Raw genomic sequence first — 24,807 nt, 5'->3', positions numbered from 1 at the left:
ATTTATCCTGCCTCTTTTATTAAAGTTTCCATATTGATGACATAATCAGTCTGGTTTTTTAGATGTTCATAAAAGCTTTGTTTATTTTCTTTCTGACTGAACTGAAAACGTAAATCATCATTATCAAGAGAGTGCCATAATTTGGATTGAATTCTCTGTTTTCTTATCTTTTGTGTATCTTGTGGTTTATTTGCACTAGAAGGTGAAGAGAACTCCTCATTTTGCTCATGCAGCCAGCTTAGGATAATCGACATTACTGATTTCATGTCAAATTTAGGATTCTCTCGGAATACTTTTTTAACTAGAGGTGCTAATAAATTTGATTCGTATCCCAGCTCAATCAGTAGGCGATGTAAATGAATAGATTCTTGATGTCCATCATAGATATCAATATCTTCCATGAACTCTTTTTTTTGCTCTAGTTTTGCTTGTAAGAGGAGTAGCTTTTTATCAACTTCGGGAATAATCAGATCGGAAAATTGTGAAATTTGTTCGGCATCACCTGAGCGTAGCGCTTTAATCATTGGGTGAATTGGGATTAAATCTTGTTCATATGTCTGTTTCAGTAATTTTACCGTGATACGCTCCAGCCCTGATTCAATTGCTCTCATTTGGGCTAATACAAATAATTTAACCACAATATCTGGAATGCCTTGGCTGAGATCATACCAGCAGTTCCTGATTTCTTCACTTATCATAAGATCTGCTTTTTTGAGCCACTGATACTTCCAAAGTGCTTCAGTAAATCCGACCCATTCTGATTTAATTATTTTTTTTGTCTGTGGGTGAATAAAGTTTTCTTCATTTTTAATCTGTTCCCACAGAATTGAGCCTAATCCCACCCCTCGTCTAGCAGATCTCAAATCATCTTCAAAAATAAATCGAGCTTTTGGTGTGCCAACCATCACGACTGGCAAGCCAACCACATTAACCAAAGTGACAAAGAAATTCAGCATTTTATCTGCACCTCCAGACTTGTTCACACTTAGATGCTGAATTTCATCAATAATAAGCAATCCAATTGCATGTAAATTGGCAATCTGGCGCATTAAGTTGAGTAATGTTTCAATACCATGTCTTTTTAATGCATATTTTCTTTCATAATCAGACCCTAGTGCTTGATCGATTGCTCTGAAAAAATGTAGGCACAAACTTTTTAAAGAGCCATCATGTGGGCAATCAATTTTTAAATAAACAATTTGCGTAAAATTATATTTTTCATGAAAAATGACCTGAGGATAAGTAGCGAGAATTCGATTTAATGTAGTAGTTTTGCCACTTCCTGAACAGCCAATAAAACACATACTTCGTGCAGTGGACTTAGCTGCTTCAAAGCGAATGGCATTTACATCACCAGTCATCATTCGCTCATAACCATTCTGTAGATGTGAATTAAGAGAGCCATTTGCAAGATTACGCCCTACGTAACCTTCACGAAGCATAATGGAGAGTTTTTGTTCCAATTGAATATGCCGTGCAATCGGTTGAAAAAAATTATTCATCAATTGAGCAATTAGGTGACCTCTAACTACACCTGATTCATGTTTTTCTGATGGGTTAATGGTAATTGTACTTTTTAGTGCATTTTTCACCTCTGAAAATTCACGTACAGGTGGTAATGCTTCTATAAGAGGATTTCCTTGATACTGCCCAAAACTTGGATGATAAACTGCATTAACTTTCATTTTTATTTACCTCGTTTTAATCATCATCTTCATCAAATAATGATTCGTAATAGGTTGGAAGAAGTAAGGTGGATTCTTCGTCTTCTGCTTTTTTAATTCCTGAGATTGGAATAATATTGTCTCTAACCTTCGCATTTTGTGAGCTTTGGATTTGGGTAGATTTCTTTAAATCCTCTCTTTCTTCAGTTCTTGCCTGATTACGGTTATTCCGTATCGATGAAAGACGTTGAGCATTACTTTTTTGAGTAGAAGATCTTGAAGAAATCGCTTTTTCAATGATATCTTCATTGCGTTGTTCTAAATCAGCACGTGCAAGATTTGCATTTATTTTGTAGCGAGATCGTGTTATTTTTTGCTCAAGTTGAACTTGCCATACCTCCCAAAAACTACAACCTCTAAATTCTCTAGAACGATTTGAAAGTTGTGCTTCCCAATAATCTGAATGATCTTCAGAATGAAATATATAAACTTTTTCAGCGTTAGCTGGATCGTAAGCAACTTTAAATTTAGGCCTTTGTCTTGAAGCACTTTTCCTGTGTAGCAAGCCGCGTTCAATGAGTTCTTTACAATTATAAAAGACTCCGAAAACCTTTAATCCTAGCTCAGAGAGGGTGCCATCTGTGCGGGGAAGTAGTGCAATATAAATCGCTTTTTCTGATGCTGAGCGTAACTTACCTGTTCGATTCTGTATGCCCCAATTCCATAAATGAATAGGAATGCAGGGTAAATCTGTTGGCATATCAATGTCGCGATCATAAGAAGAAAGTTCATGTGTGTTGTTGTAAATGAGAACAGAATTTAAAATGATCTGGGTAAATTCCTTAACAGTGAGTGTTGCATCTAGTCGGTAGTCTTTACCACCACGTTTCTTTTCTTTGATTGCTTGGACTACACCAGGTGCATAAGGTTTAAATTCAGCCTGGATAGTGCGGAAATAGCGCTCTACAATTGACTTTAAATCACCACGATAGGCAGGTGTGTTTTCTATTCGGATGGCAAAGTTTTTTTCGAGATTCTCAATTTGATGTCCAAGTAATTCGGCTCTATCTGCCAAGATTGCCTCAGGTAATCCAATACATGGCCAATCATTAAAAGTAATCTCATGATCAAATTTTTTACAATAATCGACCTTATCAGACATCGCCATACGAAGAACTAGCATACTCGTAACATAAGATGGATTTTCTAATCCCACGTACATGCCAGTAACCATACGGCTAAATTCATCCATCATAAAGTAAATGGTTGGACGTCCAATAATGCAGCCTCTATCTGAGTCAGAAACAAGATAGATGTCAGCTATCGTAGCATCTACTTGGTAACGAGATCCTGGTCCGAGAACATGTGTATTAACTGTTGAATATAAAACTCTTTTGTCTTTTAAATATTCAATTTTACTAGTTCGTGATTTTATTTTTAGAATAGGACTATATTCACGATCATAAAAGTATTTTAATTGCCAGATTGATGGGACTTCAGTTTCAATAATGTCGGGATATAGGCTTTGATATATACTAAGAAACTTACGATATGTGTAGGGTAGAGTATGCTTGTTTTCATTGAGCATGTACTGATTGATGACTCTCCTAAATAGTCTTTCAATATCTTCATCAATAAGAGCACCTGTCCCTTCAGAAATAATACGAGGGCGACCTAATTTTTTATTATTTACAGCCTTTTTAACACCTTTTCCTCCAGAATTGTAATACTGAGGGATTAAGGCATTGGGGGTCATTCCTCTTTGCCAATACTGGCGAAGTAAGCGATATATAGTCTGTTTAGTGGTAATCTTTTGATTTACAATTTCATTAATCAAAGATGCACGTATGTTTGAATCATAAAATTTTTCATGTTCAATTATAGGTTTTATAATAGCTAAATTCTTGTCACGTTTGATTTGATAGACAGAGTTTTCTTCTAATACCATCAAAGACATGTCTTCAAAAGGATCTGTAGTAATTTTTATGTTGCCCGATTCAATTGCCTCGATGAGTGTAGATCTTGTATACAATTCAGGTAAAGCTTTTTGATTTTCAAGTTCTATCCAAATTATATGATCTGTATATACTTTGAGGATGCGATACTTTTTCTCATCAAGCTCATAAACATCATTGATTCGAAGCATTGCAGATGACCTCCCATGAATCTTGTTCACTGAGTTTTATATTGCCACATGTGATTTTTCTATAACTAATGTTGATATCAAATACGAAGTACCTCTGAGCAATGAGCTCGCGGATTTCTAATAGTGATTCTCCTGGTTCTAATGAATATTGAACATCAATATATTTTGATAGTTCAATTAGACTCAGATGAGAATTTCTTATAAATTGCTGATAATAGAAGTTGATTTTATCTGGAGTGTGATTTTTACTTTCTGAGTAATTTGCAGGATATAACCATTTAATATTATCAACGACCGTCAGAGGGATATCTTTTTCTGTAACAAGATACCAAGGGATATTTTCTTTTTGCCAATAGCGTCTTTCTAACTCGAGACTTTCAAGAATATTTAAATTTTCTAATTCAGTATGAGAAATAGCTCTGATGACATAAACAGGGGGAGCATTAGTAGCTTCACTGACAATAAAAAATGTAGAAACTAGTGTTTGTGCAATACCATTTTTCATTGGATGATAAAGGGAAAAAGTACGCGCCAAATCCTCAGTTTCTTTTAAATTCAGTGGCATTTGTTCTCGAATATCTTTGATAAAAATATTTCTATCTAAAATCAAAAAAACAGCGAGTTCTAAATCTGAAAACAAGTGATGAGTTCGACCGGTTTTATAGCCATATACTCGACTTGAGCGGTTGTTTAGGGATTTATTATCCTTAACTGTCAAGAAGGGTTTGTATTTACTTAGAAAGCCTTGACCACGTCCTTCTTTTATCCATTTTAGTTGTTGCTCTTTGGTTAACATATTTTTTTAACCTGCTTTAGTATATTTTTGAGCATATCATTAGGTTGTTTATTATTCAATATGGTATGTATCTTTATTACTTTTTTCCAGAAATTTATATTTTGTTTTATATTTTTTATTTCAAATTATTGATATTTATAATTTAATTATATTTATTCTGGTTAATTTTAAAATGTTTCATCTTATTGTGAAAAATTTAAAAAAATAAAGTTTCATTCTTTACTTTTGAAAGTATGATTTTAAATTCCAGTGAAAACTCTAGAATAAAATGAGCTACTATTGAATTGTTTGGTAGCCAAAATATTAATTTTCCTAGGGTTTTTTATCAATCAGCTTGAGAAAAACTGACTTTTCCTCATTAGTCTTCATAAATTGCAAATTGCTGAATAAGTCCGTCACCTATTCTTGTTCGTAATCTACTACTAGTCACTCCTGTTGCTAGTAGGCCATTTAATTAAAATTAGGTATTTCACTCACTGGATATATTAATGTTAATGGATTTGATGTTAATGAAATAAAGCCAAAACGCTGATAAAATTCCATCGCTTTTTGATCCTTGGCATGTATTACAATAAAATTTACACCAATAATTTGAGCAACTTTTGAAACTTGTTTAAGCGCATGTGCTAAAAGCACTTTTCCTATTCCTCGCCCTTGGGCAGTTTGATCAACGGCAAAGCGACCTATAACTACACAAGGGAGTGGATAACGAGGTAATCGTTGAGTGAGAACCGCATCAACCCCATCAAATCCAATAGAGGTACTTGATAGGCAATAAAATCCTCGCACCTGCTGTGTATCATCATCAATAGCAACATAGGTTTTACTTGTTCCTGATTTCTGATGCTGAGATGCGTATTGTTTGATGAACTTGTTTAAATCATCTTGCCCACAATTAAATGATTTTTTCTGATGATGGGCTTGTAAAACCTCAATTTTCATCCAATAAACTCATTAATTTTTTCATCTCATCATTTGCAGGGCGTGGATTTTCAAGCAAATTCATTAACATATCACGATCAGCATTATTTACTTTTAACTCGTGATTAGATTTAAGTAATTCTTTTGCTCGTTCAAATGAGGACTGGATCATAAAGGAACTCACACTAAGACCCAATAAATTCGCAGCTTGCTCAATTACATTCTTTGCATCTACAGTTGAACGAACATTTATTCGTTCTGTTGCTAAGTTAGTCATATTTTTCCACCAATTTGTACATCAGTATGATGTACAAATTATAGCAGATTAAGGTGGTGGTTTAAGATTCAAATTTGCATATTTTGTTTTGAAATATTTGAATAGAAAATCAGTGGTTTAATATGAACCAAAATGAGGGGGGTGAATAAGAATAGGTAGTAGGTATATGAGAGTAATAAAGTTTCATCCTTTGTTGTGCATAAGTATTTGTTTTTATTGGTTCCAAAATTATATTGTATTTATTAAAGTATCATACTATAGGCAGGGCTAGTCTAAATTTAATTCTATCAAAATAAAAAAAAGTTTCATACCAAAATTACAAAATACTGAAAATAATGAATATATTTTCTTTATTTTGAAAATTCGTATGAAACTTTATTACTAAGTATGATTATTTATTACCTAGTATTTAACTTTATTACTCAAAAACATTCCCCAGCCCTGATTCAATTTTAATTATTCTACCGTAACCGATTTTGCCAGATTACGTGGCTGATCGACATCTGTACCACGCAGCACTGCCACATGATAAGACAGTAACTGCACCGGGATGCTATATACAATCGGTGCCAACACTGCATTAACTGCCGGAATATGTACCACATGCTGGCGTTCTTTGGCTTTAATGCCGCTGTTTTCATCAGCAAACACAAATAGCTCGCCACCACGTGCCTGAACTTCTTCCATATTGGATTTCAGTTTATCCAGCATGTCATCTTGCGGTGCCAGAATCACCACCGGCATGTCATTGTCGACCAGTGCCAATGGACCATGTTTTAGCTCACCTGCAGCATAACCTTCAGCATGAATATAGGAAATTTCTTTCAGCTTGAGTGCGCCTTCCAGTGCGATCGGGAAGTGCGTACCACGGCCCAGGAACAGGCAATGCTGCTTTTCAACAAACAGCTCAGACAGACCTAAAATTTCATCATCATGACGTAAAGTGTCCAGAATCACTTTAGGCAGATGCCAGAGTTCCGTGCTGATCTTCGTCATCTGTTCTGTAGAAATGCTATTTTTGACCGAACCAATTTTCAATACCAACAGCATTAAAGCAGCAAGCTGGGTGGTAAAGGCTTTGGTAGATGCCACACCAATTTCTGGGCCTGCCAGTGTCAACAGACTATGCTGGGTCTCACGTACCATCGATGATGTAGCGACATTACAGATGGTCATCGTAGTGATGTCCAGCCCTTTGGCCGCCGCACGTTTCTGTGTATCACGTAATGCAGCCAAGGTATCGGCAGTTTCACCAGATTGGGAAATACACACATAGAGTGTGTGATTCACAATCACTGGCGTACGATAACGGAACTCGCTGGCAATCTCGACCTGACACGGCAGATCAATCAGCTGTTCAAACCAGTATTTGGCGATCATGCCGGCATGATAGCTGGTACCACAGGCAATAATCTGGATTTGCTGGATTTTTGCGAAGTCCTGTTCCGCACTGGCAAGAAAGTCTTTGCGCAGGTCATTGCCATTTAAAGCCTGGGAAATGGTCTGTTTGATCGCTTCAGGCTGCTCATAAATTTCTTTGAGCATGTAGTGCTTATATTCACCTTTAGAGGCATTGCTGACCGCAGCATCCAGTTCCTTGACCGGACGATCGACCAGTTGACCATCGACGAAAACTTCAATCGTGCTGCGGGTCAAACGCGCAATATCACCTTCTTCCAGGTAGATAAAACGGTTGGTAATCGGGAGCAGCGCCAGCTGGTCAGAACTGATAAAGTTCTCGCCAATCCCCACACCAATGACGAGTGGAGAACCTTCACGTACGGTAATCAGTTCATCCGGATGATCTGTATGCACGATACCTAGGGCATAAGCACCTTTGAGTTGTGGTACCACCTGGCGCACAGCTTCCATTAAGCTTGGGGTAGATTTCAGGGCGTCATTGATCAGATGTGCAACCACTTCTGTATCGGTTTGTGAAGTAAAGACATAACCCAAAGCTTCAAGATCATCTTTAAGTTCTTGATAGTTCTCAATGATTCCGTTATGGACCACTGCCACATTTTCAGAAATATGCGGATGGGCATTTTCTTCAGTCGGTTTGCCATGGGTTGCCCAGCGTGTATGTGCAATGCCAAGTGAACCGCTGATCTGTGATTCATTCACGGCCTGTTCAAGGTTCGCGACCTTGCCGACACGACGTTCACGCAGGACCTGGCTATTGTTGATGAGTGCCAAACCTGCTGAATCATAACCCCGGTATTCCAGGCGTTTTAAGCCTTCAATCAAAATATTGGTAATGCTACGTTCTGCAATGCCACCGACGATACCACACATATTTATTCCCCCTTATTTCTTGATTTTTTGCGGACGTGGATAGTTTTCTTTGGCAAATTGCTTAGAACGTTCTACCGCTAAACTGTTGTCTTCCACATCACGAGTAATCGTCGAGCCTGCACCCACTGTAGCCCCATTGCCAATTTTCACAGGTGCAACCAATGAACTGTTCGAACCAATGAAAGCCTGATCACCAATGATGGTTTTAAATTTATTCGCACCATCATAATTGCAGGTAATGGTACCTGCACCAATATTAGAACCGGCACCGATTTCAGCATCACCGAGATAGGTGAAGTGGTTGGCTTTAGAGCCTACGCCAATCGTGGTATTTTTCACTTCTACAAAGTTACCGATATGCACCTCGGCAGCAAGCTTCGCACCCGGACGCAGTCGTGCAAAAGGGCCAATCTGGGTATCTTCACCAACGATAGCATTGTCAAAAATGCTATAAGGTTGCACTTTAGTCCCAGCTGCAATCTTGGTATTTTTGATGATACAGCCAGCACCAATTTCAACATGGTCGCCCAGCTCGCAATCACCTTCGATAATTACGTTGATATCAATCTGTACATCTTGACCGACAGTTAAATTACCACGCAAATCAAAACGGCTCGGATCAATCAGATGTACACCTTGCTGCATCAGCTGTTTGGCCTGAAATGCCTGAAACTGACGTTCTAATGCTGCCAGTTGCACACGGTCATTTACGCCTTCAACTTCAAAGGCTTGTTCAGGTTCTACCGAAGCAACCTGCATACCATCGGCCAGAGCCATCGCCACAATATCGGTCAGATAGTATTCACCCTGAACATTCTCATTGCTTAAATTTGGCAGCCATTGATGCAACTTGGCATTGCTGACCGCATAAATGCCAGTATTAATTTCTTGGATCTGACGTTGCTCGTTCGTTGCATCTTTATGTTCAACAATGGCCTGAATCTGACCATTTTTACGCACGATGCGACCATAACCATTGGCATCTGGCAAGGTGAGCGTGACCAGACCAATGCCAGTTTCTGCAGTGGCATCGAGTAATTTTTGCAAGGTGAACGGGTTAATACAGGGTACATCACCGGAAAGAATCAGCGATACGCCGTCTTGGGGCAGGACAGGTAAAGTCATTTGTACGGCATGACCGGTCCCCAGCTGTTCGCTCTGTTCAACCCATTTAATTTTTTGCGCTGTAAAAGCAGCTTGAACCTGCTCGCCACCGTGCCCGTAAATGGTAATAATATTATCTGCGTTTAATTTTTTTGCTGTGTCAATGACATGACCCAGTAAAGGACGTCCTGCAAGTGGTTGTAATACTTTCGGTAAGCTTGAACGCATCCGCGTGCCTTTACCTGCAGCAAGAATAATAACAGTCGTTGACATGTTCTAATCCTAAATATGGCTTATGCCACGGTGAAGTAAAAATAAATCAAAATACAAAGAGCCGCCCACAGGCCAGCAATGATGTCATCCAGCATGATGCCAAAACCGCCGTCGACCTGACGGTCAATGACCCGAATCGGCCACGGTTTCCAGATATCAAATAATCTGAATAGCGCAAAACCGACCAGCAGCCAGAGAAAGTTCATCTGGCCGAGATAGATCAGGGGTAAAAATGTGATGGATTGTCCGGCGAATTCATCCCAGACAATGCGGCCATCATCATGAACGCCCATGACCTTGGCAGTATGCCCGCAGATATATATGCCAATCAGGGACATGATGGCAATGGCAAAAAGACTGTTTAAAAAATCAAGATGCAGCCAAATCGGGATAAATAACAGTGCAAAAGCCGAACCAAAGGTCCCCGGTGCTTTAGGCACCAGTCCTGAGCCGAAGCCAACGCCACTAAATACAATCAGTCGGTCGGTCCATGACATGGCTTTAAAATTGATCGCAGGTTTATGCAAAATGTTGATACCCATTAAATTGAAGCAAATGATCTACGCCATCTTTTTCAAAAGTTAAGCCGTGCTGCTGCTGAATTGTGCCGACTATACTAATCGAAACATCAAGTTGTTTTTGCAATAATTTTTCGTAATTTTGCGGGCTTATTGTAAAACATAATTCATAATCGTCGCCACCGGCCAGTGCATATTGCCATTTTTGTGCTTCACTTAAGGCCTGCAGGGCAGGATTGATCGGTAAGTGTTCCAGTTGTAGCTTGGCACCGACTTGCGAGGCTTTGAGAATATGTCCAAGATCTTGGGCTAAACCATCCGAGACATCAATCATGCTATGCGCCAGACCTTTTAAGGCGGCACCGAGCTGACAGCGTGGCGTCGGATAGTCCAGACGTTTCTGTAGCGGATGACCTAAATGATTTAAGGCAAAAGCAGCATCGCCGACAGTTCCACTGACGCAGATCAGATCACCTGGTTTTGCACCTGAGCGTGGCACCGCTTGGCCGATATCGACCCAGCCTAAGGCTGTCACAGATAAAGTGAGATGCGGACTTTGGGTGGTATCACCCCCGATTAAACTCACGCCAAATTGATCGCAGCAATCATACAAACCCTGACTAAAGGCTTTGAGCCAGTCATGATCAATTTGGGGTAGGCTCAATGCCAGAAGAATACTATGCGGTTTTGCACCCATCGCGGCAATATCGGAAAGATTAACAGCAACCGATTTCCAGCCAATGGCATGCGGATTTGTATCGAGAGGAAAGTGTCGTCCAGCAACCAGTGTATCGGCACAGATGACCAGTTGTTGCTGAGGCGGAGGGGTGAGCAAGGCTGAATCGTCACCGACGCCTAAATCGACAGAATGGGTATTCTTGCGATTGAAATAGGTGTCGATAATCGAAAATTCAGCCATACAACAATTCGACTTTAATTAGTTGGCTTGTTGCTTTTCTGCTGCACGTAAAGTTGTCGCTAAACGATCCAATACACCGTTGATGTATTTGTGGCTGTCGGCACCGCCAAAATGTTTAGCCAACTCGATCGCTTCGTCTAGAACCACACGATATGGAATCTCAAGATGTTCTTTGAGTTCATATGCACCAAGACGAAGGGTCGCAAGTTCAACACCATCCAGTGCTGAAAGTTCACGATCGAGTACCGGAATTAAGAGCGCATCCAATGCTTCATGATTGGCAACCACTTGAGTCAACAATTCATGATAATAGCTCAGATCCACTTTATGCATGGCATTTTCCACACGCGTACGTGCTTCAATCTCATGCACCGGATTGTGGCTCATTTGCCATTCATAAATTCCTTGTACAGCAAAGCGACGTGCTTTACGTTTTGCTGCATAAGTTGCTTGAAGTGTTTGCGACATAGCGTTAAATAGCCTTTAACAAGTTAACCATTTCAATCGCAGTCAGGGCAGCTTCGCTACCTTTATTGCCTGCTTTTGTTCCAGAGCGTTCAATCGCTTGTTCAATACTGTCCGTAGTGAGTACACCGTTAATGACAGGTAAGCCAGTGTCCAGGCCAACCACGCCTAAACCTTTGGCACATTCGCCTGCAACGAAATCGAAGTGAGGCGTGCTACCACGAATCACGGCGCCAAGCGCGATGATGGCATCGAAACGATCTGAAGCTGCCAGTTTTTTCGCAACTACAGGAAGTTCCCAGGCACCAGGGGCATGAACAACAGTGATATTATCCTCTGATACACCATGACGTTTCAATGTATCAATGGCACCTTCTAACAGATGTTCAACCACAAAGCTGTTAAAACGACCAACTAAAATCGCATAACGGTCTTCGTTCGCGAGATGTAACATACCTTCAATACGGCGAACTGCCATAGCAACCTCGATGATTTCTTAAGATGTTTGTTGTGCGGTGATGTATTCCACCACTTCTAAGTTAAAGCCTGATAGTGCATTGAAGCGCAATGGAGAGCTGAGCAGCTTCATTTTTTCAACGCCTAGATCACGCAAAATTTGTGCACCGACACCAATGGTCTGATACTGCTGAGACAGTGCAGAATTTGATTTTACATTTTTTGGTGCATTTAAGGTATCTAAAGCCGGACCCAAATCCTGTAAATGACGTTGCCCAATCCAGACCAGTACACCACGATCACTATTGGAAATTTCTTTTAGTGCACGGTCTAAATTCCAGGCCGGTTCGCCGTCCTGTTTTTTCAGTTTGAGCAAATCACGGGTCGGATTAAAACCATGTACACGAACGGTGGTCACGCCTTGTTTAGGCTCGCCTTTGACCAGGGCCAAATGAATATCCGGGTTGCCCAGTTCACGATAACGATATAAATCAAATGTGCCGTATTCAGTGTCGAGTTTTTGATGATCGAGACGCTCAACAGTTTGCTCATTGGTCATGCGGTAATGAATCAGGTCGGCAATGGTGCCAATTTTCAAACCATGCTTTTCAGCAAAAACTTCAAGATCCGGACGGCGCGCCATCGTGCCATCTTCATTGATGATTTCACAAATCACCGAAGCCGGTTCCAGTCCTGCTAAACGAGAAAGATCACAACCTGCCTCGGTATGCCCGGCACGGTGCAATACGCCACCCGGCTGCGCCATCAGCGGGAAGATGTGTCCTGGCTGTACAATATCTGCCGGTTTGGCATGAGCAGCCACCGCAGTTTGAATCGTGTGCGCACGTTCAGCCGGTGAGATCCCGGTAGAAATACCTTTGGCTGCTTCAATTGACAGGGTAAAATTGGTTCCATGCTGGGCACCGTTTGCATCGACCATCAAAGGCAGATTCAACTGCTGGCAACGCTCTTTGCTTAAAGTCAGGCAGACCAGACCACGTGCATGGGTGATCATGAAGTTGATGTCTTCAGGACGTACGTGCGTGGCAGCAATCACTAAGTCGCCTTCATTTTCACGATCTTCATCATCCATCAGGATGACCATTTTTCCTGCACGGATATCTGCTACAAGCTCTTCAACAGTATTGAGCGGCATCAACCTTCACCTTCTTTTTTGATCTTGATCAGACCGAATCATGACATTATTGGGTACATAGTCTAACGCTTTTTAAGCAATTTTGCCTATGCTTATTAGTTTCCCTATAGTGGTTCAATGTTATACACAGTCTTGGGAATCATGAAAAGCCGACTTTAAATGAAAGCCAGGGCTTTATGCAGGTTTTTTGAACAATTAAAATGCATAAAAAATGAAAACCTTAGGCGAAGTCCTTCTAAGTTAAAGTATTCATTTGTTTTTTATACAGTTTTATTCCTGTTTTTGTGATTTTCAGACTTTTATTTTGCTGGTCAACGATCAAGAGCAGAAAAATTTACCAGATATTAAAAAACTTGAATAAAACAAAAAAGCGAACCGCAGTTCGCTTTTGAGAAAATTCATACTTAGAAGAAACCAGCCGGTTTGGTTGAATAACTTACCAGCAGGTTTTTGGTCTGTTGATAATGATCCAGCATCATTCTGTGATTCTCACGGCCAATCCCTGATTTTTTATAGCCACCGAAAGCCGCATGTGCAGGATAAATATGATAACAGTTGGTCCAGACCCGACCCGCTTGAATCGCGCGTCCTGCACGGTAAGAGGTGTGTGCTGAACGTGACCACACACCTGCTCCTAAACCATAAATGGTGTCATTGGCGATTTTAATGGCATCATCAAAGTCCTTAAATGTCGCCACCGCCAGCACCGGCCCGAAGATTTCATCCTGAAAGGTTTTCATGTCATTGGTGCCTTTGAAAATGGTCGGTTCAATATAAAAACCTTGTCCCACTTCCTGACGTGCTTCACCGCCGGTCAGAATCTGCGCACCTTCTTCACGGCCAGTGGCAATACAGCCCAGAATCTTGTCCTGCTGTTCCTGTGAGGCTTGCGCACCAATCATGGTGTCGGTGTCGAGCGGATGACCGGTTTTAATGCGTTGCACCCGTTCTACCGCACGCGCCAGAAACTCATCGGCAATACTTTCCTGCACCAAGGCACGAGAAGGACAGGTACAGATTTCACCCTGATTCAGGGCAAACATGGCAAAGCCTTCCAGTGCCTTGTCCAGATAATCGTCTTCCTGATCCATAATGTCGGCAAAGAACAGATTCGGTGACTTTCCGCCAAGTTCCAGTGTTACCGGAATAATATTCTCGGTGGCGTATTGCATGATTTGCTGACCGACTGCGGTTGAACCGGTAAAGGCAATCTTGGCAATGCGCGGATTGGTCGCGAGTGGACGACCGACTTCGATACCATAACCATTGACAATATTCAGTACACCCGGCGGCAAAATATCCTGAATCAGTTCAGCTAAAACTAAAATGCTGACCGGGGTCTGTTCCGCAGGTTTCAGCACGATACAGTTGCCTGCTGCCAAGGCAGGTGCGAGTTTCCAGGCCGCCATCAGGATCGGGAAGTTCCACGGAATGATTTGACCCACCACACCCAACGGTTCATGGAAATGGTAGGCAATGGTATCTTCATCAATCTCGGAAATGCCGCCTTCCTGAGCGCGGATACAGCCGGCAAAATAACGGAAATGATCAATACATAGCGGAATATCGGCCGCTAAGGTTTCACGGATCGGCTTGCCGTTGTCCCAGGTTTCTGCCACCGCCAGCAGTTCCAGATTTTGTTCCAGACGATCTGCAATTTTTAGCAGGATATTGGAACGGGTGGTGGGCGAGGACTTATTCCACTGTGCTTTGGCCTTGTGCGCTGCATCCAGGGCCAATTCGATGTCTTCTACAGAAGAGCGCGGCACTTTGGTAAAGACTTTGCCATCTACCGGAGAGATATTGTCAAAGTATTCGCCTTTGACTGGAGCGACCCATTCGCCGCCAATGAAGTTGTCGTATTGGGCTTTAAATTGAATTTTTGCACCGTCAGTATTGGGGTCTGCATAACGCATAATCTATTCCTTTATATGATTGTTATTGGTACATGCTGACCCTATTTTCTCAATTGAAAATGCTACAGTTTCAGCAGTCAGCTCTACTATAAAGAGGGAAAAAGACAGGTGGTGCTTTGATTACACGCTTGCTACAAAAGACAACATTTGGAATATGAAGTATAGGAATTAAATTTTATATTTAATCGAAGCTTATCCTAAGAAATAAGCATTTAACTGGCGCTTAAAAAATCGAAGGATTCATGTATTTCTGATGGTTGCGGATTACATTCAAGAGGGCCATTTTATTCAATCAAAACACTTAACAGAAAACAGGAGCCTAAAATCATCTTTCCTGTTTGCCGGCATTATAGTCCTTTGCTGTTGAGCCATTGAAACAGCTGCTGATAAACCTGTTCACGTACAGATTTGTCTGAAAGCACCAGATCGTGTAAACCATTCTGAATGCTTTGAACCGTGACATCAGCTTTAATTTTTTTGGCATATTTCTGAATGTCTTTAACTCCCAAAATCACATCACTAGTTTGCGCTGCCTTGCCCCATTTTTTTGGATATAAAGTCTGATGCGAATGCATGACCAGAACCGGAATATCGAGTTCGATGCCGCGATGAATTTCTTTTTGTGCTTCATAGATGGCACGAATAAAACTGATCCGTACCCTTGGGTAGCGGGTCTTTTTCCAGTCCAGACTGAAGTCCCATTCCCCTTTTAAATCCTTGTGCAGACTGGTGGCATACCATTTATTTAACTCACTCGGAAATCTAAGGTCGGGAAAAATTTTCGCCAGTTTGCTTAACTGCGGGATGCCGAGCGCACGTTTTATCGGATTCATATTAAAGTTATAAAATGGACTGTTGACCCAGAGTGCTTTGATTAACCGATGATTAGGGTGATGTGCCGCGAACAATGTGGTGATGAGGCCGCCGGTAGAATGACCACAGAGCAGGGCAGCATCATGGCCCTCGCTTGCGATAATATCCAGTGCCTGGCTAATTTCTGCATCATATTCAGACAGCTCATGCACATTATAATAGTTCTGATGCGGCAGAATCGAACGGCCATATTTTCTTAAATCCAGCGCATAAAAATCAAAACCTTGCTGATTAAAGCGTTCCGCCATTTCAGTCTGGAAGAAATAATCAATAAATCCGTGAATATACAAAACTGCTTTAGGAGTAGGCTGCGCTGCTTTTTTACGTATCAGGGTTGCTACAACTTTGCCCTCATAGTCATCTGGAAAGCTCAAGGTGGCTTGCTCATAGCCGATGCCTAAAATATCAGCTTGATAAAGGGGCTGGAATTCACTCATTTTTATACTCATTTATATTATTGAATTTATCCTTTATCCTTGATGAGCTTTGACTTTTTGTCAAATCAATCTTCTGCCTTAGCAGTATGAAAAAGATCAACACTATTTAAATAGGCCATAACCCATTTTAAATCAGTGAGATTTTAAAATAGAACAAGCATTTTTGATGGATAAAAGAAATTTATTACAAAATTAACCAAAATCTCTCCTATCACGCTACGTTATCAGATTATAAAATCCTGCTAAAAGTATTATCAATTTACTAAATACCCCAAAAGGCTAAAATCAGGATAGGCTATATAAAATAACGATAGTGATGTCATTGTTTTCGGCGAAGTGCCGAGGATTGATTAGAAGAGTTAAATAATGCCCAGAGAAAATTTGAACAGTAAACGCCCTTTATATATTCCTTATGCCGGAAATACCTTATTAGAACTCCCGTTACTCAATAAAGGTTCTGCATTTACTGAAGAAGAGCGTAGAAGCTTTAATTTGCATGGTTTAATTCCTCATGTGACCGAGACCATCGAGGAACAGAGTCAGCGCTCTTATCAGCAATATTGTGCTTTTAATAGTGATATCAACAAGCATATTTATTTGCGTAATATCCAGGATACCAATGAAACCCTGTTTTATCACCTGATTGAAAATCACCTTAGCGAGATGATGCCGATTATTTATACCCCCACTGTGGGGGAGGCATGTCAGCGCTTTTCTGATATTTATCGCCGTCATCGCGGGATCTTTATTTCCTATCCTGATCGCGATCAGATCGATCAGATTATTCACAATATTAATAAAAAGAACGTGAAAGTGATTGTGATTACCGATGGCGAACGCATTTTGGGTTTAGGCGATCAGGGGATTGGCGGAATGGGGATTCCGATTGGTAAATTGGCGCTCTATACTGCCTGTGGGGGAATCAGCCCGGCGTATACCTTGCCGATCACTCTCGATGTCGGCACCAATAATCAGCAATTGCTGAATGATCCGATTTATATGGGTTGGCGTGAACCGCGGATCAGCGGCGATGAATACTATGCTTTTGTCGAAATGGTAATTCAGGCCATTCAGCAGCGCTGGCCGGATGCATTGATTCAGTTTGAAGACTTTGCGCAGAAAAATGCCATGCATTTGCTGGAAAAATACCGTGATCGCATTTGCTGTTTTAATGATGATATTCAGGGAACCGCTGCGGTTTCGGTCGGAAGTTTAATTGCCGCTTCACGTGCAGCAGGTAAGCAGTTGAAAGATCAGGTGGTGGCATTTCTGGGGGCTGGTTCAGCTGGTTGCGGGATTGCGGAACAGATCATTAAACAAATGATTGCGGAAGGCTTGAGCGATAGCGAAGCACGTGCACGAATCTTTATGGTCGACCGCTTTGGTCTGATCACTGAAAATCAGCCGAATTTACTAAATTTTCAGCGTAAATTGGCGCAGCCTGCTGAACATGTAGAAAGCTGGGCAGATGCTGAAGCCATGATTTCATTAACAGATGTCGTGAAGCATGCTAAGCCAACAGTACTGATTGGGGTTTCGGGGCAACCGGGATTATTCACACAGGAAGTGGTTGAAGCTATGGCTGAGAATAGCGTGCAGCCAATTATTTTCCCTTTATCCAATCCGACTTCACAGGTAGAAGCAGTACCGGCAGATATTTTGCAATGGACCAAGGGTAGAGCGCTGATTGCCACAGGTAGCCCCTTTGCACCGGTGAATTATCAGGAAAAAATTCATCATATTTCACAGTGCAATAATTCTTATATTTTCCCCGGAATTGGGTTGGGGGTGATTGCTTCGGGTGCGAAGCGTGTTACAGATAATATGCTGATGGCTTCTAGTAATGCTTTGGCGGATTGTTCGCCTAAGTTGCAAGACCCACAAGCGGATTTATTGCCAAGTCTCGATCATTTGCAGTCTATTTCAAAGCAGATTGCGTTGAAAGTCGCCCTTGCAGCCATTGAGGATGGGGTGGCGCCTAAAGTAAGTATTGAGGACTTGCAGTTAGCGATTGAGCATAATTTCTGGACACCGCAATATCGTGATTATCAGCGGGTCACTTTCTAATTTTAAATGAAGACAAACTCTGACTTAGCACTCGTTTTGGGCTGGTCAGCGTTTATTGGTTAAAATAGACAATGCATAAAAAAAGCCCCGATCTTTCGATCAGGGCTTTTTTGAATCTGGAGCGGGAAAGGAGACTCGAGCTCTCTGATTCCAATCTCGATAAAGTCGCTGAGATTTATTTTATTAAATGATATTAATTTTAAATATATGATTTAATGTAAAATATTTTACTGACTGGTATAATTTGATGATGAGAGAGGGGCCTGGGTCTACGGTTTCTGTTTTGCCTTTTGGCGTAAGACGTACAAATATAAGCTTTCTACTTTTTCACGTGCCCATGGTGTGGTACGCAAGAATCGTAATGATGATTTAACACTTGGGTCTATGCAAAAACATCTAATTTCAATTTTACGACTTAAACCTTCAAAGCCACCGTAGTAATCCAATAATTCATCCAAAATGTCAGCAAGTTTTTTGCCGTGTAAAGGGTCATTGGGGGTGTTCATAATAGATCAATCGTATTTTGGGTGGCCATTATTATAACCTGAGCTAATTGGAAAACTAGAGCGTTTGAATGTAGGTAATGATGGACTGAATAGCCACCAAAATTCTGGAGCACGCCTAGCAATCGGATGAGGCATCATATATATGACTTGGTAATCCCATGTGCTATGTAGGAAAGTTTTTTCTTAATGGGTCACCTTTTAATGGGGGTAGGTACGAGGAGAGTTCTAAACCTTTACGGATCGCTTCAGCACTGTATTCAAAGGCAATTAATGGTCGACCTGTGATTGCTGTTGAGGAGACCAGTGTACCCCAAAGCCAATATTCACCCCATCAATTATAGTAAGCATTAAGTTTTTTGAGCGTGGATTTATTTCCAGATAAAGTCGTTCTTTACGAAGCCTCTCACATAAAACGCAACAACTTCTTCAGGTCTTTCTGAATCTTAAATCCATAATATTGGGTCTTATGTTCAGATATGGCTATTAAGCCACAAAATAATGGAGTTATAAAATGTGTCGGTTGATCGGTGAAAAGGTGCTTTATTGGGTGATTAGATCCTATTAGATTAAAGAAGTCTAATTAGACATTTACAATCTAATACAATCTATAGCAATAAAGAATCATTGTTGAGTAATTAAAATGAGTAGCATCTCCAATGATCCTTGGCATTTTCCACGTACAGAACTAGCTAAACAAATTTTAGGCATGTTTGAGACTGGACTAGCTAGTTCTCTGACTTTTTTTGCCCCACGCCGGATGGGAAAAACTGAATTTTTACGAAAAGATATTACGCCCTTAGCAGAACAGCTTGGATGGCGCGTTTTTTATTTCAGTTTTTTAGATGCAGGCCTGCATAGTGAAGGACAGTTTGTAAAAGCTCTTGATGAGTTTTCACAGCAAAATGGCTTGATTGGTAAAGCCAATCATTGGATTAAAAATATTGGCTCTTTAAGTACAGAGGTGGCAGGTGTAAAAGCCGAAGTGACTCTTGCACAAGGGCAAGTGAATTCCAGTATTTTATCTAGTATTACAAAACTGGCTCAGCAGGGTAAACCTATTTTATTGCTACTTGATGAGATTCAGGCTTTTTTTATTGCTACTTGATGAGATTCAGGCTTTAGCTAGTTCAAAATATAAAACAACTATTGCCAGTTTGCGTACTGCTTTAGATATGCATAAAGAAACGATAAAGGTAATTTTTACTGGTTCAAGTCGAGAGGGCTTGAGACAAATGTTTTCTGTGAGTAGTGCTCCATTTTTTCATTATGGGCAGAATTTACCTTTTCCAAATCTAACAAAAGCATTTACAGATCATCTGGCAGATGTATTTAATCAAACAACAGGACGTAGTTTGGATAAAGAAATTTTATGGTGTGCTTTTTTAGATATGAAGCAAAGTCCTCAACTGGTGAGGTCATTGGTTGAGCGTTTAGCATTAAACCCAATGCTGGCTATAGATTTTGCAAAGGAACAGCTTATAGCCGATACAATGGGGCACCGTGACTTTTCAGGATTATGGGGAGAGTTTAAGTTATTAGAACAGCTGCTCTTAAAAGCCATAGCTGAATCACAAGTTGAACTTTATAGTATTCAATTTAGACAGCATCTTGCTGACTCCATCGGTGTAGACAGCATTGCAGTATCAAGTATTCAATCTGCCCTACGTTCTTTATCAAAAAAACAAATTATTTTTAAACCAGAAAATGGTACTTATGAAATCGAGGATGCTCTTTTTAAAGAATGGATTATGGATGAAGCATAAATTTTTTAATAATGGTCAGTACCCGGTAAAATACCTCGTTAAGAGGATTCATGATTCCTCATCTCCGAGAAGACCCTTCCATGGGTTGGTCATTAAGTCATCCTGATCTTCGATCGTGATTTTAATTTCATCATTCAATAATTGTCTGATTAAATGAACTTTATCATCTGGAATGAGCATCAGTTGAGCATTTAATCCTGCCGCGATAATTTCTAAGGTCTCTAATCGTGGATTGCCCTGACTTTCCAGTTTTTGGTACTGCTGTCTTGAAATGCCTGTACGGGATTGCATATTAACTTGCTTTAAGCCCAATAGGGTTCGTCTTTTTTTGATTTGCTGAAGTAAAGATTCATTTATTGTAGACACATTTATTTCTTTTAGGTTCTATAAGAAATATATTAGTTTCTTTTTTAAAGCAATTTATCATTTCGATCTGTAAAACAGCCCTAGCTACGTAGTGATCTGAAATCACTCTGAAAATACGCGGTTCAATTTAACTTATCTCCTTACGGAATTGGCAGAAAGATTATCGATGCCGGATCTGAACTGTCGACAACTCTCTGGCAAAAATTCCTGGCAGCCCTGCATTTAACTGCCTAGCACAATCCGATAATAAATAATAACAAACCCGCCGCGCAGTTGGCATACAGTAAGTAAAGAAGTGGTGGACTGTGATCATAAAAATAACATCTCAAGCCGGAGGTAAACTAGATGGCCAAGTATAGTGATATCAATAGTTTTAATACCTTAGAAACATTGACCGTCGGTTCAGAACACTATCAGATTTTCAACCTGTCCAAATTGCAAGTGCAGTTGGGCGACCTGTCCCGGCTGCCAAAATCTTTAAAAGTCTTGCTGGAAAATTTACTGCGTTTTGAAGATCAGCTCACGGTGAAAACCGAGCATATTCATGCGCTGGCAGGGTGGTTAAACAACCAAACCTCAGAACAGGAAATCCAGTATCGTCCGGCACGGGTGCTGATGCAGGATTTTACCGGTGTTCCCGCAGTGGTTGATCTTGCCGCGATGCGTGCAGCGGTGGCCAAAGCCGGCGGTGATCCGGAAAAAATTAATCCGTTGTCACCGGTGGATTTGGTCATCGATCACTCGGTGATGGTCGATTACTTTGCCAGTCCGCAAGCTTTTGAGCAGAATGTCGCCATTGAGATGCAACGCAATGGCGAGCGCTACCAATTTCTACGTTGGGGGCAGGCTGCGCTCAATCAGTTTCGCGTGGTGCCGCCAGGAACCGGGATTTGCCATCAGGTTAATCTGGAACATCTGGCACAAGTAGTTTGGAGCAATGAGGTCGATGGGCAGCGCTTTGCCTTTCCTGATACCTTAGTCGGTACCGATTCACATACCACCATGATCAATGGCTTAGGCGTGTTAGGTTGGGGAGTAGGCGGCATCGAAGCGGAAGCGGCCATGCTGGGCCAACCGATCTCCATGCTGATTCCGGAAGTGATCGGCTTTAAGCTCATAGGTAAACTCAAAGAAGGTATTACAGCAACTGATCTGGTGCTGACCATTACCCAGATGCTGCGCCAAAAAGGCGTAGTTGGAAAATTTGTCGAATTTTATGGCGATGGCCTGGCCGATTTACCCTTGGCTGACCGTGCCACTATTGCCAATATGGCACCCGAATATGGTGCTACCTGTGGCTTTTTCCCGGTTGATGAGGTAACGCTTTCCTATTTACGTTTAACCGGACGTCAGCCGGAAAGAATTGCCTTGGTAGAGGCCTATAGCAAGTTGCAAGGATTATGGCGTAATCCGGGGGATGAACCCGTCTTTACCGACACTCTGGCTTTAGATATGTCGACAGTAGAAGCCAGTCTGGCGGGCCCGAAACGCCCGCAGGATCGTGTGCTATTGTCGCAAGTGCCAAAAACCTTTCATGCCTTCATGGATCTGACCTTGAAACCGGTCAAAGAAGAAAAAGAGCGTCTGGAAAATGAAGGAGGGGGAGGTACGGCTGTTGAAGCGAAACAGGCCAACCTGCCACATGAAAATGCTTTTTGTATGATTGATGGTGAAAAATATCCGTTGCAGCATGGTGATGTAGTGATTTCAGCCATTACCTCCTGTACCAATACCTCGAATCCCAGTGTCATGTTGGCAGCAGGCCTATTGGCCAAAAAAGCAATCGAAAAAGGTTTACAGCGAAAACCTTGGGTGAAAAGTTCACTGGCTCCAGGTTCCAAAGTGGTCAGCGATTATCTTGATGCAGCAGGGTTGACGCCTTATTTGAATCAACTGGGTTATAACCTGGTGGGTTATGGTTGCACTACCTGTATTGGTAATTCGGGACCTTTACCTGAAGTGATTGAAGAAGCTGTGCAATGTTTTGATTTGAATGTAGCCTCAGTGCTTTCCGGAAACCGTAACTTTGAAGGACGGGTGCATCCTTTGGTGAAAACCAACTGGCTCGCCTCGCCACCCTTAGTAGTTGCCTATGGTCTGGTCGGGAATATTCGAACTGATCTCACTGCTGAGCCGATAGGTGAAGGTTTTGATGGCCAAGCAGTTTATTTAAAAGATATCTGGCCGACACAAATGGAAATTGATGCCGCACTACAGAACGTGAATACTGAGATGTTCCATAAAGAATATGCGGAAGTGTTTGAAGGCGATGCCAAGTGGAAAGTAATCCAGATCCCACAAAGTCAAACCTATGCTTGGGATGAACAATCAACCTATATCCAGCATCCTCCCTTTTTTGCAGAAATTGATCAGCCGGTGCGACCAATTCAGCCGATCAAACAGGCACGGATTTTGGCTATATTAGGCGATTCAGTCACGACGGATCATATTTCCCCGGCGGGTAATATCAAAAAAGATAGTCCGGCCGGCCGATATTTGCAGCAACAGGGGGTTGATGTAAAAGACTTTAATTCTTATGGCTCCCGCCGTGGCAACCATGAAGTGATGATGCGAGGTACCTTTGCCAATATCCGCATCAAAAACGAAATGCTGGGTGGCGAGGAGGGTGGCAATACCCTGCATATTCCAAGTGCAGAAAAACTCTCGATTTATGATGCGGCAATGCGCTATCAGGCAGAACAAACCCCACTCGTAATGATTGCTGGGAAAGAATATGGTACCGGTTCTTCACGTGACTGGGCGGCCAAAGGCACCAACCTGTTGGGGGTGAAAGCGGTGATTGCTGAAAGTTTTGAGCGGATTCACCGTTCCAATCTGGTTGGCATGGGGGTGTTACCTTTACAGTTTGTAGAGGGTCAGAACCGGCAGATCTTGAACCTGACCGGCCATGAAACACTGTCAATTTTAGGCTTGTCTGATGATATTCATCCGCATCAAATGCTGAAAGTAGATGTGCAACATACCGATGGTACGTGTAGCCATTTTCAAGTGTTGTGTCGTATTGATACCTTGAATGAGGTGGAATACTTTAAGGCCGGTGGTATCTTGCACTATGTCTTGCGCAATTTGCTCGCTTCCTAAATTGAATTATGAAAGCCCGATACCTACCACAATGCCGGTCAGTTAAGAATTGAACCGTACCGGGTTTGTCGGAGAGTCAATATTCTGAGAGACTATTCCGATGAAAAAACCAAACTATACCCCCGAAATTAGAGAAAGAGCGGTTCAATTACTAATTGAATCTGAAAAAGATTATCCATCGAATTGGGCAGCAGTTTCCGCAATTGCTCCTAAAATTGGCTGTACTCCTGAAACACTACGTGTTTGGTATCAAAAATACTTAGATCAACAAAATCCCGCCAAAGTACAACAGGTATCTGACCAAGAAAAAATGAAGCAAATGGAACGTGAAATTAAAGAATTAAAACGTGCCAATGAAATTCTACGTAAAGCAGCCGCTTTTTTCGCCCAGGCGGAGCTCGACCGCCCACACAAATAATGGTGGATTTTATCCTTAACAATAAAGATCGATATGGTGTTGAGGCGATTTGTAGGATTTTACCGATCGCTGCTTCAACCTATTACCGGACTTTAGATCTCACAGTAAATCCAGAACATCGAGCGAAACGAGATTTACATGACTTGCAGCATGCTGAGGAGATTAAGCGAATTTGGAAAGAAAGTTCAGGTCGATACGGTGTGCGTAAGGTCTGGCAACAACTGAAACGTGAAGGCTATGTGATTGCACGTTGTACAGTTGCTCGATTGATGCAAAAGCTAGGTATACAAGGTGTTTGGCGTGGTAAGAATAAACAAACCACCCGTAACCGAGATGACCAAAAACGGGCAGATGATTTAGTGAAACGTA

The 24,807-nt window shown here is 41.5% G+C and carries 18 protein-coding genes, 3 pseudogenes and 1 other annotated feature; of the genes and pseudogenes, 4 read left to right on the top strand and 17 right to left on the bottom strand.

The window, feature by feature from the left end; translation table 11 throughout:
* Window positions 1–2 precede the first annotated feature (2 nt).
* The 14 genes from FTT73_RS12430 to FTT73_RS12365 all read right to left on the bottom strand — a co-directional run bounded on the left by FTT73_RS12430 (window position 3) and on the right by FTT73_RS12365 (window position 16,216).
* Window positions 3–1,685, bottom strand: coding sequence for an AAA family ATPase (locus FTT73_RS12430; protein ID WP_180191496.1), 1,683 nt, complete (start codon window positions 1,683–1,685; stop codon window positions 3–5).
* Between the two features lie 16 nt (window positions 1,686–1,701).
* Window positions 1,702–3,810 (bottom strand): Mu transposase C-terminal domain-containing protein, encoded by a 2,109-nt coding sequence (locus tag FTT73_RS12425; RefSeq protein ID WP_180075472.1) that lies wholly within the window; start codon window positions 3,808–3,810, stop codon window positions 1,702–1,704.
* Window positions 3,794–4,606, bottom strand: a complete 813-nt coding sequence (locus FTT73_RS12420; protein WP_010325588.1) for a heteromeric transposase endonuclease subunit TnsA — start codon at window positions 4,604–4,606, stop codon at window positions 3,794–3,796. Before FTT73_RS12420 ends, FTT73_RS12425 begins: the two co-directional genes overlap by 17 nt.
* 450 nt (window positions 4,607–5,056) lie before the next feature.
* A complete protein-coding gene (locus FTT73_RS12415) occupies window positions 5,057–5,548 on the bottom strand; it encodes a GNAT family N-acetyltransferase (RefSeq protein ID WP_071850529.1) in 492 nt (163 codons plus the stop codon).
* Complete coding sequence (locus FTT73_RS12410) at window positions 5,538–5,804, bottom strand: DUF1778 domain-containing protein (RefSeq protein ID WP_010325590.1); 267 nt, start codon at window positions 5,802–5,804, stop codon at window positions 5,538–5,540. The genes FTT73_RS12415 and FTT73_RS12410 overlap by 11 nt, the downstream gene beginning before the upstream one ends.
* Window positions 5,805–6,260: 456 nt before the next feature.
* Window positions 6,261–8,099 (bottom strand): glutamine--fructose-6-phosphate transaminase (isomerizing), encoded by a 1,839-nt coding sequence (gene glmS, locus FTT73_RS12405; protein ID WP_180191495.1) that lies wholly within the window; start codon window positions 8,097–8,099, stop codon window positions 6,261–6,263.
* A gap of 12 nt (window positions 8,100–8,111) precedes the next feature.
* Window positions 8,112–9,476: a bifunctional UDP-N-acetylglucosamine diphosphorylase/glucosamine-1-phosphate N-acetyltransferase GlmU gene (gene glmU, locus FTT73_RS12400; protein WP_180191494.1), complete on the bottom strand. Its 1,365-nt coding sequence runs from the start codon at window positions 9,474–9,476 to the stop codon at window positions 8,112–8,114.
* A gap of 20 nt (window positions 9,477–9,496) precedes the next feature.
* The gene (locus FTT73_RS12395; RefSeq protein ID WP_100357692.1) at window positions 9,497–10,018 is read right to left on the bottom strand and encodes a phosphatidylglycerophosphatase A; all 522 of its coding nucleotides are present in this window, start codon (window positions 10,016–10,018) and stop codon (window positions 9,497–9,499) included.
* Window positions 9,996–10,913, bottom strand: a complete 918-nt coding sequence (gene thiL, locus FTT73_RS12390) for a thiamine-phosphate kinase (protein ID WP_074383718.1) — start codon at window positions 10,911–10,913, stop codon at window positions 9,996–9,998. Before thiL ends, FTT73_RS12395 begins: the two co-directional genes overlap by 23 nt.
* 18 nt (window positions 10,914–10,931) lie before the next feature.
* Window positions 10,932–11,381: a transcription antitermination factor NusB gene (nusB, locus tag FTT73_RS12385; RefSeq protein ID WP_004728813.1), complete on the bottom strand. Its 450-nt coding sequence runs from the start codon at window positions 11,379–11,381 to the stop codon at window positions 10,932–10,934.
* Window positions 11,382–11,385: 4 nt separating this feature from the next.
* On the bottom strand, window positions 11,386–11,856 hold the full coding sequence (gene ribE / locus FTT73_RS12380) for a 6,7-dimethyl-8-ribityllumazine synthase (RefSeq protein ID WP_004280926.1): 471 nt from the start codon (window positions 11,854–11,856) through the stop codon (window positions 11,386–11,388).
* A gap of 18 nt (window positions 11,857–11,874) precedes the next feature.
* Window positions 11,875–12,990 (bottom strand): bifunctional 3,4-dihydroxy-2-butanone-4-phosphate synthase/GTP cyclohydrolase II, encoded by a 1,116-nt coding sequence (gene ribBA, locus FTT73_RS12375; RefSeq protein WP_100329687.1) that lies wholly within the window; start codon window positions 12,988–12,990, stop codon window positions 11,875–11,877.
* 404 nt (window positions 12,991–13,394) lie between these two features.
* Complete coding sequence (locus tag FTT73_RS12370) at window positions 13,395–14,906, bottom strand: aldehyde dehydrogenase family protein (RefSeq protein WP_180050399.1); 1,512 nt, start codon at window positions 14,904–14,906, stop codon at window positions 13,395–13,397.
* Between the two features lie 347 nt (window positions 14,907–15,253).
* The gene (locus FTT73_RS12365; protein WP_159138732.1) at window positions 15,254–16,216 is read right to left on the bottom strand and encodes an alpha/beta hydrolase; all 963 of its coding nucleotides are present in this window, start codon (window positions 16,214–16,216) and stop codon (window positions 15,254–15,256) included.
* A gap of 366 nt (window positions 16,217–16,582) precedes the next feature.
* Between FTT73_RS12365 and FTT73_RS12360 the strand changes: the two genes are divergently transcribed.
* The gene (locus tag FTT73_RS12360) at window positions 16,583–18,283 is read left to right on the top strand and encodes an NAD-dependent malic enzyme (protein WP_180191493.1); all 1,701 of its coding nucleotides are present in this window, start codon (window positions 16,583–16,585) and stop codon (window positions 18,281–18,283) included.
* 269 nt (window positions 18,284–18,552) lie between these two features.
* On the opposite strand, the gene FTT73_RS12355 is transcribed toward FTT73_RS12360, so the two are convergent.
* Both FTT73_RS12355 and FTT73_RS16400 read right to left on the bottom strand, forming a co-directional pair.
* Entirely contained in the window at window positions 18,553–18,789 is a 237-nt protein-coding gene (locus FTT73_RS12355; protein WP_005173763.1) for a VF530 family DNA-binding protein, read from the bottom strand.
* A 166-nt stretch (window positions 18,790–18,955) separates the two neighbouring features.
* Window positions 18,956–19,093, bottom strand: a pseudogene (locus tag FTT73_RS16400) (type II toxin-antitoxin system HipA family toxin); the annotation flags it as partial.
* A gap of 336 nt (window positions 19,094–19,429) precedes the next feature.
* On the opposite strand from FTT73_RS16400, the pseudogene FTT73_RS16505 reads away from it, so the two are divergent.
* A pseudogene (locus tag FTT73_RS16505) lies at window positions 19,430–20,552 on the top strand (hypothetical protein).
* 48 nt (window positions 20,553–20,600) lie between these two features.
* Here the strand turns inward: FTT73_RS16505 and FTT73_RS12345 are convergent.
* Window positions 20,601–20,909: a helix-turn-helix transcriptional regulator gene (locus FTT73_RS12345; RefSeq protein ID WP_005173768.1), complete on the bottom strand. Its 309-nt coding sequence runs from the start codon at window positions 20,907–20,909 to the stop codon at window positions 20,601–20,603.
* Window positions 20,910–21,263: 354 nt separating this feature from the next.
* Between FTT73_RS12345 and acnA the strand changes: the two genes are divergently transcribed.
* Together acnA and FTT73_RS12335 are read left to right on the top strand one after the other, a co-directional pair.
* The gene (gene acnA / locus FTT73_RS12340) at window positions 21,264–24,020 is read left to right on the top strand and encodes an aconitate hydratase AcnA (RefSeq protein WP_180191492.1); all 2,757 of its coding nucleotides are present in this window, start codon (window positions 21,264–21,266) and stop codon (window positions 24,018–24,020) included.
* A 100-nt stretch (window positions 24,021–24,120) separates the two neighbouring features.
* Window positions 24,121–24,807: pseudogene (locus FTT73_RS12335) on the top strand (IS3 family transposase); the annotation flags it as partial.
* Window positions 24,396–24,512, top strand: a sequence feature (AL1L pseudoknot). Its footprint overlaps the pseudogene before it by 117 nt.

This window comes from Acinetobacter sp. YH01006 (assembly GCF_013420445.1).
Classification (GTDB): Bacteria; Pseudomonadota; Gammaproteobacteria; order Pseudomonadales; family Moraxellaceae; genus Acinetobacter; species Acinetobacter pseudolwoffii.
Note: the sequence above shows the minus strand (reverse complement) of the source record. Positions and strands in the feature narration are given on the sequence as shown.